The 10,553-nt window shown below is 59.4% G+C and carries 4 protein-coding genes; all 4 read right to left on the reverse strand.

Annotated elements, in window-relative coordinates; translation table 11 throughout:
• Positions 1–128 precede the first annotated feature (128 nt).
• The 4 genes from H5U08_RS03590 to H5U08_RS03605 all read right to left on the reverse strand — a co-directional run bounded on the left by H5U08_RS03590 (position 129) and on the right by H5U08_RS03605 (position 10,035).
• Entirely contained in the window at positions 129–1,796 is a 1,668-nt protein-coding gene (locus H5U08_RS03590) for a CTP synthase (RefSeq protein WP_297030218.1), read from the reverse strand.
• A gap of 169 nt (positions 1,797–1,965) precedes the next feature.
• A complete protein-coding gene (kdsB, locus tag H5U08_RS03595) occupies positions 1,966–2,727 on the reverse strand; it encodes a 3-deoxy-manno-octulosonate cytidylyltransferase (RefSeq protein WP_297030221.1) in 762 nt (253 codons plus the stop codon).
• A 68-nt stretch (positions 2,728–2,795) separates the two neighbouring features.
• Entirely contained in the window at positions 2,796–5,819 is a 3,024-nt protein-coding gene (locus H5U08_RS03600; protein ID WP_297030224.1) for a POTRA domain-containing protein, read from the reverse strand.
• Positions 5,820–6,018: 199 nt separating this feature from the next.
• Positions 6,019–10,035 carry a family 10 glycosylhydrolase gene (locus H5U08_RS03605; protein ID WP_297030227.1) on the reverse strand — a complete coding sequence of 1,339 codons (4,017 nt, stop codon included), beginning with the start codon at positions 10,033–10,035 and terminating at the stop codon, positions 6,019–6,021.
• Positions 10,036–10,553: the final 518 nt, after the last annotated feature.

Raw genomic sequence — 10,553 nt, forward strand, 5'->3', positions numbered from 1 at the left:
GGCTGAATCGGGCGGCACCCAAGTGGGATTCAAAGTTCGACCGACTCACTGCGGTCCTGTCGCTTTCTCGAGTTTGCCTGAGTTGCCCACTTGAAAGAAGGCGCTTTCAGGGGAGTGCCATCGCACGATCAGTTGGTTGTTTGCGCATTGACTTCCACGGGGGGGATGTCTTCATCCGTCCCCTGAGTCACGCGCTGCGATCGGGCCTTGAGGGCTGCCTCGATAAATGCGCGGAAGAGTGGATGAGCGCGGGTGGGTTGGGATTTGAACTCGGGGTGGAATTGCACAGCCACAAACCACGGATGCCCGACCAACTCGACGATCTCCGCCAGTTTGCCATCCGGGCTGGTACCCGAAACTTGGAGCCCCAGTTCCGCGAAGCGATTCCGATAAGCGTTGTTGAACTCGTAGCGATGTCGATGACGTTCACTGATTTCAAGAGTACCGTACGCCTGAGCGGCCTTGCTCCCGGGAGTGAGCACGGCGGGATACGCCCCCAAACGCATCGTGCCGCCTTTATCGGTGATATGCCGCTGTTCGTCCAGCAGACAGATGACAGGATGGGGGGTGTCCTTGTGAAATTCGGTGGAATGGGCGCCTTCCAGGCCGGCGACATGTCGGGCAAATTCGATGACCGCGCATTGCATGCCCAAACAGATACCAAAGAAGGGAATCTTTTTTTCACGGGCATAGCGGATGGCTTCTACCTTTCCTTCGATGCCCCGCTCGCCGAATCCGCCGGGTACGAGAATCCCATCAACCCCCGCCAGCAGCCGTTCTGGTCCCTCCTGTTCGATCTTCTCGCTGTGCACCCGCTCCACGCGGACGAGAGCCTGATGGGCGATCCCCGCATGGTCAAGGGCCTCGTAGATAGACTTGTAGGCGTCACGATGTTCGACGTATTTGCCCACCACCGCGATGGAGACTTCGCTCTTGGGGTTTCGGATGCGATGAAGGAGTTCATACCAGCTATCCAGATTGAGGGGCCCGGCTTTCAGACCAAGTTTTCGCACAATCAGTTCGTCCAAACCATGCTCCACTAGACTGATGGGCACCTCGTAGATGGAAAAGTCCTTGTCCCGCTCTTCGATGACACAGTCCACGGGAACGTTGCAGAACAGGGCCACCTTGGCACGCGCATCCCGCGTCAGGGGCTTTTCCGTGCGGCAGATGAGGATGTCGGGCTGGATACCGATTTGACGGAGCTGTCCCACAGAGTGCTGGGTGGGCTTGGTCTTGATTTCGCCCGCGGCGCGAAGATAGGGAACCAGTGTCAGATGAATATACAGGCAGTTTTCCCGTCCGATGTCCAGCGATAGCTGACGAATGGCCTCCAGAAAGGGGAGGCTTTCGATATCGCCCACGGTCCCCCCGATCTCTGTGATGACGACGTCCACATCGGGCGCCGCGAGCTTGGTGATCGCTCGTTTGATTTCATTCGTGATGTGGGGGATCACCTGCACGGTTTGGCCGAGGTACTCCCCCCGACGTTCCTTGGTGATCACGGAAAGATAAATCTTGCCCGTCGTGTAATTGCTATCGCGGGTGAGGGGGCTGTTGGTGAAGCGTTCGTAGTGGCCGAGGTCCAGATCGGTTTCGCTGCCGTCATCCAGAACATAGACCTCCCCGTGCTGGTAGGGACTCATGGTGCCGGGATCCACGTTGATGTAGGGATCCATTTTTTGCATGCGCACGGAGAGACCACGGCGTTCCAAAAGCATGCCGATGGAAGCGCTCGTCAACCCTTTGCCCAAGGAACTGACGACCCCACCCGTCACAAAAATATGCTTGGCCATGTTGCATCCACACCTGAATTGAGCAAGAAAATACCCCGAAACCAGGGATGACATGCGGAATTTTCGGATGGCACCCGAAAGCCGATAGAGCAGCGCCACCGCTGGGGTGCGAGCAGAAACTCTCGCTGCAGGACAACGTACGAGCCGGCCGTGGCCAACCGCAACACCTTTATGGCCGATTGTACCGCGCCCTGTAGTTTGCTACAAACCGGCGGTAATCCTCGGGGGTGTCAATCCCACAGGTGGGTGAAGGGATCAGGCCCACAACAATCCGCGCCCCGTGGTAGAGGAAACGCAACTGTTCCAACTTCTCGACCCGCTCCAGAGCGGGCGGCGCAAGGTGGGGGATTTGCAAAAGGTAGTCCCGACGATAGGCGTACAGCCCGATATGTTGCAGAAAGATCGGCGGATCGGCCTGGAGAAGGGAATCGTCCCACTCGCGGGGATGCGGGATCATACTGCGGCTGAAATAAAGGGCGAATCCCCGTCCGTCGCACACCACTTTGACACAGGCGGGATCTGCCAGCCGCTCGCGTTCTCGTATCGGAGCGGCCAGCGTCGCCACCTCTGCTGCGGGGGTGCGTTCCAAAAGATCGACCACCTGATCGATCGCCTCCGGAGGGATTTCCGGCTCGTCCCCCTGCACATTGACGAAGATATCTACCTCCGGCATGGAACGGGCAACCTCGGCCACCCGGTCCGTGCCACTCGGGGCGGTAGGGCTGGTCAGGACAGCTCGTCCCCCGAAACGTTCCACCGCTTGCCGGATTTCTTCATGATCGCAGGCCACGCACACTCCCACGGGTTTGGTGGCCCGTGTCGCCGCCTCGTAAGTATGCTGGATGAGAGGCTTGCCGGTCTCCTGCAGCAACATCTTGCGGGGAAGTCGTGTGGAAGCCAGTCGCGCCGGAATGACGACGTAGCTGGTCATAGGTGCAGTGAATACCTCATGTTGTGTGGCAATCTCAGATCCACGTCGGAAGGTCAAACTGCCCGCTTTTACCGCAAGAATCCGATGAAGAAATTGAACACCCGATTGTCGTCGCCGGGTTCTTCGACCACAGGGAAGCCAAAATCGAAGGCCATCGGGGCAGGTCCCATCATCGGGATCACGACGCGCAACCCGAAACCCACCGCCACGCGGTAGCGATCGGTCCAGTTGTCGATGCTCGGCTCCACGGTCCCGGTGTCGCAGAAGATGACGCCGCGCACCATGTCGTCGGCAGTGATGGGGAACATGTACTCCGCGGAGGCCAGCATAAGGAAGTGTCCCCCCACCGCAACACCGAACTCCCGCGGCGAAGCCCCCCGGTAGTCAAAACCGCGCAGGCTCGAGGTTCCCCCGGCGAAGTAGTGGTCGTACACCGGTGTATCACTTCCGGTGATGCCGATGCGCCCAGCCAGCCCGAGAACGTGGCGGCCAGACCCATCCGGTCTCTGCCACAGGGCGAAATAGCGGCGGTAGTCAAGCTCCACGCGCGGATAATCATGTGTTCCCACCACCTGCTCGAACGATGCCTGGAAGAAATGGCCTTCAGTCGGCAGAAACGCGTTATCCCGCGTGTCATGGGTGAGCGCCACTTCAAATCCGTGCAGGATGTTTGTTCCCATCGCGTCGGCAATGGTGGGCGGGATCCCAAAAGGCGTCACGAGCGGATCGAAAATCTTGATGTCGGCGCCGCGATAGGCGAAGGTTCCTGACAGATCATGCGTAAACTGATAACCAAAGGCCACGCGCCCTCCCAGCCGTTCTTCTGTATATTCGCGGTAATTACGGCGATAGTAGAAGCCGCTCAGGCCGAAGGTGATGTTGCGATCCATAAAATAGGGATCGGAAAAACTGATCATGTAGCGATGCACCTGACTGCCGGGAACAGCTTCCAGGCGAAAGCGCTGACCGGCTCCCCGCCATGCCCGACCTTCAATGATGTCGCGCCAGCTCCGCGGCCAGCGGGTCCAGTCGAAATTCTGCTCTTCGATGATGGCACTCCCCATCACACCGGCGTCCGAGTTCACGCCCACACTGAACATGATCCGCCCGGTGCGGGCTTCTTCCACCATCGGCTGCAACGGCAATTCGAGAGGTTCTTCATCGGGAGGACGGTCGGAGAACACTGACATATCCCCAGGCAGCGGTCGATCGGGAAATACAACGCGGGTAGCCGGGGCAGGCACCTGATCGGCAGGAGCGACATAAACCGGAGGACTGGTCGCCGTGGTTGTTGTTTCCGGGACATCCGGTTGCGTGGCACTCGGCAACGGTTGCAGCGGCAGATTTTGTATCGGCTGCCCGTTCGGGCTGGTCGCCGTATAACCGGTGGGAACAACGCCCGGTGATGTTTGGGGAGACTCCTCATACGTCGCCGGGACGACCCGCGATGGTTCGGAGGGCATTCGCGTTCCGACGGCCGGCACGACTTCCTCGCCGGAGGCAGGACGAGATCCGCCCACAGGCGAAGGCCACAGCCACCGGGGAGGCGCAGGAAGACTCAGGCCGCCCTCCGATTGGCCGCGGATCACGCTCGGCGCTGGGGGCTGCTCGTTGTCGGCAGGCCTCCCCTCCGGTTCTCCGCTCGGTGGTACCGGCCGCTGGGGCCTTTCCGCAATTTGGGGCCCTTCACCTTTTTCCGGCACTGAAGGCAGTTCCGGCGGCGTGAATACAATCTTGGGCTGAACACCCCGAGATGGATCGACTTCGAATATCTGCGATGCCCTGAGTCGGCGTTCGCTGGCTCGAATCTCACGAATATCCGCTATATCACCAGGGGCCAGGGACATCCGATTGAGCACCGTCGTTACCCGTGTGTGCGGTTCCTCCCCGGTGATTTGAACGTTGATCATTCCGACTTTATAAGGACGCCCTTCATCAATCTTATAGACAAGGTCGAGCTGTCCCGGCTCTTCCAGAAAACGCGGATCCGCCTGAACGTCGGCAAACACGTAACCGACCGCCCCGTATTTATCACGCAACCGGTTGAGATCCATCTGGAGTTTACTTTGATCGAAATAATCTCCCGGGTTGAGCTCGAGGTTCTTCGATAGTTCTTCGGTGGAGAATTTTTTATTTCCAAAAAAAGAAATATTCCGGATGCGATATCGGGGGCCTTCGTCGATGATAAATGTCACATAGACCCATTCGCGGGAATCGCTGACAGGATCGGGATAGACCTCGATGTCGCGCCCCACACGGGCCTGGAAGAATCCCAGGCTACGGTAGTATGCGGTAATCCGCTCGACGTCTTCGTCGAGTTGTTTGCGATCAAAGAGTCCTCCAAGGAACCAGAACCAGCCGGGTTTGGTCTGCACCTGCGTTCTCAATCGCGCGTCTGACGCAATCGTGTTGCCGATGAATTGCGTCCAGGCCACGCGCTGGCGACGACCTTCATTGATGAGGAAAATGGCTCCACGATCGCTCGTCTTGTTGCCTTCGATCACCGTGACCCTGGCATGGGGGAATCCCTTCTCGTGATAGAATTGCTCCAATCGGCGTTGGGCCTCGTCCACCTGCCAGGTATCCAGGGGATCACCCGCCTTAAGACCGGTTTCTTTGGCGAGTCGTTTTTCGCTGAATGCTCGATTCCCAACGTATTTCACGTAATGGAGGAGCGGTCGCTCGAGCACTTCAAAGATGACCAGGCGGCCCCCCTGCACCTGGGGTGTGTACGTTTTGATGTCAACAAACAGGCCGGTCCGATAAAGCCGTCTCACATCCTCTTCGAGGGTTTGCACATCGAAGGCCCGCCCGGCCCTCGTCTTGATGGCGGGCAGGTATTTCTCGCGGGGCACGTGCTTGGCACCCACCACGCGGACTTCGACAACCTGTTCTTGCTCGCCGGACTGATCGCCAATCGCACGGTCGTCCGGTTTCGCCTGCTCACCGTCGGCCGCTTCGATGCCAGGGAGACGAGTTTCCGGAATGGCCGCGGATGTTTGGCAGAAAACCTTCGCGGGAGTCCAGATCAACAGGAGACCCGCTAAAGTCGCCCATGCCGCGGTGCTAAGAAGTCCCAGTTTGCTGCGCATCAACGGAGGATCACAGTCTTTCGAGGTACGTCGAAGGGTTGCCGGGGCTATCCCCTCTGGCACTGCGGCAAACAAATACAGAATTTGCCGGGCTGGGGCAAGTCCGATTCGCCATATCCGAAGCAGCGCATGCAGGAAGCGGGGTAAAAAATGGGCTGAGAAAAAATACGCCGTTCCCCGGGGAGCTCCGAGGCCTGTTTCAAAATCGCCATTTCGAGGGAAGAACTGCCCGGAGGCGATCCAGAAGTGACGCGGATCGGTCGGGTGTCTTGACGGAATTGTGAGCTGACCCGGTTTCCGCCGGCTGACCGGCCTGCCTTTCTCGACTGATCTGGGTGGAGAGATCAGCGCGAGGGACAAACGCCCTGAGGTACTGCGGCCAGTAGCTATCCAGCATGCGGAGACAATCGGCGATTTCCCCATTTTCCAGCTTGGCCTGGGCGGGGGCGATGAGCTTGAACAACTCCACCCGTTCTGCCTTGCTGAACGCCAGAGAACACAACTGGATATCGTCGATCCAGACCTCGCCTGGCCCGGCCAGGTCGATTCTCAGATACAAGGGGCCTTTTCTGCCAAGCGGCAAATCAGCCACCTGAACGAGGATGGGCGTCCATTCTGCGCCCACGGTGGGCACCGGCTGACCCATCGCGGAAACACCGATTTCGGCGTATCGGGCGAAGGAGAGTTGTGAGGGATCACCAAACAGAAACACGCGGAGAGGTGGCTGGGGATTTCCCGGCCGTGTTTTCAGCCATAGCCCTACAGTGAGACGGCCCGTCGCTGGTGCTTCGAATGGGTCGCTGATCATGGTGACAGGTGCGCCACGGCTGGCGAGGTAAAGGGAGTAGCTCCCCTGTTTTTTCTCCTGGCTGTCAAGGTGCACCGTGGCATCGGAACCTGCCTGAATCTTCCAGTGGGGAATTTCCCCTGACTTTGTCGGCGGTTGTTCGAAGTCCGCATTCGCCAGGCCTTCGTAAAGCGGGGGTGTGCTCAAAGTGGCCGCCCGCTCGCTCAGCTCCGTAATTTGGTCTTTAAGTCGCTGGATGATCTCCGGATTGTAATGGATCGCGGCCTGTGTGAAAGAGATCTGCGGGGACGTGAACTTTACCGCCAGAAAATCGTACGGCCCAAGGTCAGCATCCCAACGCCACGTGTCGTCGGTATCCTTTTTGATCATGGGAAGAGGGCGCAGCCCGCTGAGTTCCATCACTCGCGTATTGGCCGGTGTCCGAAATTGCAACGTGGCCCTGACCGAAAACCCCGCCTGATTGACGATATAAAGGTAGGTTTCCTGCCCGCGAACAGCGGAACGAATAACGAGCGGCTGGATGGACTTGCTGTTTCCGGGAAAAGAGACGTCGTGAAAAGGAGCGGCGGGAAGCCTTCGGTAAGTGGCCCGCCACACCCGGAGAGCCTCCTCATCACCCATTGAAACGCGCCAGCCGCCGTCTGCAATGAAGCTGGGATCGCCCTCGGCCAGGGCCTGCGCATAACGCCGCAAACTTTCATATCCCCATGGAATGGGTTGGTGAATGATGGCTGTCAAAGCAGGAGTATAGGGGGCGGCCGCATCAAAGCTGGGGATACGGATCTCGCGTGGGGCCTGGTAGAAAAGCACGCCACTGGCGGCCAGCGGACTCGTCCCCTGCCATGCGCGAAACAGTTGATCGACCTCGTACTCGTTGGCCCGCATTCCCAATGGGGCGTGTTCCACCACTCGAAATACGCGGAGAAAAGTGATGCTGGGGTCGCTGGCCAGGACGGTTGGATCAAGGCCCACCTCCTGAAAAACGGCCAGGGGATCTTGCCGCTGCAGGAGCGTTGGTCGGAGGCGATTCTCCCACCGTTCGCCCACAAAAAGGGTGGGGGCCAGCAAATACAGTCGGGCATCCGGACGAACCGCCGTCAATTCCTGGTTGACCCGGGTATAAAAGCTCTGCAGGCGCTGCGCCCGCCAGCGAACCCACTGCCGGAAATACTGTCCCAGAAGAAGCTCGGCCCGCTTTTGGAATCGATCGTCGCCGGTCGCTTCGATGGTGAGGCCGGTCTCTTCGCAGAATCGGGCCACGGTTTCATCGTCCATCCCCCATTCGGGACCGGGCAGTTGCATGTATCCGTAGGCCGAAATCTGAAGGCCCAGCCCGACAAACGACGGATGTTGCCCATAACGGTCGGCAAACTCGTGGATCAAATTGAGGATGGTTTCCTGCACTTCGCGGTGAAGGATGTTGTAGTAGGGAAGCATTCCCCGGTAAGGTTGTGTTGTTTCGTCGAGCGTTCGACCGTCGGGACCCACCCAGCGAAGGTTTCGGCCCTGGTTGCCACGCCGGTGAATTGTGGCCTCCAGATCCGGCAGGGGAGTCGAAAAGTCAATGGCCGGGATGACCATGAATCCATCACGGTCTGCGACGCGTAACACGAGCTCCACAACGTCCTTTCGGACCGGATCCGCACCGTCGGGATGGAAACAACCGTTGTCGTACCGGGGCGTGGGTTGCCAACGTGGGCTGGGAAACAACGTGGATCCGTCGGCCGCCACCGTGAGCACAACCGCGTTGTAACCGGCAAACCGGAGATACTCGGAAAGCCGCGTGGTGGCATCGTAAAATGTCACCCAGTCTTCGATGCCCCGCTCTCGGAACGGCCCGGGCGCGTCGCTCGCCTCAAACGTTGCCGCCAGGAATGGCCGATGGAAGTACGCCGCCACAATCCGGTCGGTGGGAAAAGCTGCGGGAGGAAAATTCTCCGGAAGGTGACGCCAGCCACCATACACGCGGATTCGGCCGTAAATGGCCGGCTCGTTTCCTGGATTGGCGACCATCAGGAATGGCTGCCGGGTTTTCGGCCAGAATACCGCCCGGTAAACCTGCCAGCCGAGCTTCTCTCCCCAGCGGCTCAGTTCGCCCGAGCTTGTCACCCCGATGTCCATCAGGGGCGGAGAGATCGCGCCCATAGCGTTTGGTTCAATCAGCGAGATAAGCAGCGTCTGCTTGCGATCGGCGGGCCATTCGATCTCCAGGAGGTGGGGCGTGCCGGGTTCCATAATGGGCAGCGAATAGATCGCCCAACTTGGTTCCTCTCCCGGCTCGCTGGGGCGAAGTTCCGTGGAGGGCTCCTGCTGGCCTTCCTTCAGGCGGCGCCAGCCTCGGCCCAGCAATCCGTCGCGGGGAAGCAGGTGCAGTCGCGGCAGAGCCGGTGTCATGCGACTCAGGCGTTCCCAAAAGGTGGGATTTCCCGCATCCGCGGCCTCTCCCAACAGCCTCAACTCCGAACGTGTTTCGGTCAGAGTGGAGGCGTTTTCCTTCGCCAGAACGACCACCTGGACACGCCGCTGGACTGTGGGACCGCCCCATCCCAGGGGACGCACGACCGATTCCCCCAAACGTAGCCCGGTAGTGGCAGCGGCCGTCAAAACGACGTCATAAACTCCTTCGGTCTGCGGGAGCACAACTTCCACCGGCACAGCCGTATTGGGATTGGCCGTAGTCTCATACCGGGCGGATGGGAGACTGGGTGCATTACTTCGCCCCAAATTGAACGGATCGAGAAGATTCCAGCGGGCTTGCTGTTCTTCTCTGGCATTCTGAATCCGCACCTCCAGGGTGACCTGGTCCTCGGGATGGAAGGGGCTCCCACGGAATCGCACCCGGAATGACCATGTTTCCCCCGGTTCAAAGATGAGGTGCGGGCGGTCCGTTTCGATGGCCAGGCTATCGCCGGGAGACCGCTCGACGAACAGGCGGTTCTCCTGGTCGTCCACCGGTGCTTCATAAGGGTCCCGCAGCACATTTTTCAGGGGGATCGTCCAGCGCTGCGGTGCCTGGCCGGAGACGGCCAGTTCCACCTGAAGGTTGGCCTGGATCGGGGAATCGACAACCACATCGACCCCCTGATAAATTCGCGGACGCGTCGGGGCGATGATCAGGGCGTTTTCTTCTCGAAAGATAGCGCCCGGCTCGTCAACTTCGGTGCCGAGCAAGGACCAGGAGGCGATCTGTCCCTCGGAAACCGTGATGGTGCCGCTCCAGCGGCGGGGTGTTCCGCCGCCCCAGGAGATCCGCAGTCCCAGGGCTTCCCCGTGCACCGAGGCAACCGAACAGACGAGTACCCCGAGCCCCAGAGTGGCCGTGTAAAGCAAAAAAGACGCGGGTGCGGTTCTGCCTCGCACCAGCGGCAGGAACAAGACCGGTAGTCTCGGACCTCCCTGTCCGAACATGACCTCCTCACGAAACCTCCGATGGATGGACGGGGTTCCCCGTTGCGTTTTGCGCCGCGTGAATTATAACACTCCGCGCAACGCCGACCTAGAGCTTTTTGCGGACCGTGCAATAGCATCAAAGGAACTTTCCCTAGCCGTACAGGCAATTAAATGCGTCCTTTTGATGCACAACATGCGCTCTGCAAACGTGCGCAACTGGCACTTGGGACTTCAAGGATTGCCGGAGCTATCTGTCAGTGGTCACCATACTTTAAAAAGGATTTCCAGTGATGAAAGCCCGCCCCGCATTGCCGCTCCGCTGTGTATTTGGGGCGTCTTTCCTGTTCCTTTTGGCGCGAACCGTGACCACGGGGCATGCGTTGTGACAGGGTAGGACTGTTGGCGCAATCCCGCAGGGATTGCGCTGCCAGGCGGCCGGCGGTGAGGGGCCTTTGAGTGGGCGCAAAAAAGCGGAGGCCCGCTGAGGCCTCCGAACAAAGGTCACGTCAAATCGGATTGCCGTCCGCCGTTTTACC

It is taken from the genome of Thermogutta sp., from assembly GCF_014359955.1.
Lineage (GTDB): Bacteria > Planctomycetota > Planctomycetia > Pirellulales > Thermoguttaceae > Thermogutta.

Excerpts from the sequence above, each read along its gene's own strand:
- H5U08_RS03590 (WP_297030218.1), bottom strand. The coding sequence starts at position 1,796 with ATGGCCAAGCATATTTTTGTGACGGGTGGGGTCGTCAGTTCCTTGGGC.
- kdsB (WP_297030221.1), bottom strand. The coding sequence starts at position 2,727 with ATGACCAGCTACGTCGTCATTCCGGCGCGACTGGCTTCCACACGACTT.
- H5U08_RS03600 (WP_297030224.1), bottom strand. The coding sequence starts at position 5,819 with ATGCGCAGCAAACTGGGACTTCTTAGCACCGCGGCATGGGCGACTTTA.
- H5U08_RS03605 (WP_297030227.1), bottom strand. The coding sequence starts at position 10,035 with ATGTTCGGACAGGGAGGTCCGAGACTACCGGTCTTGTTCCTGCCGCTG.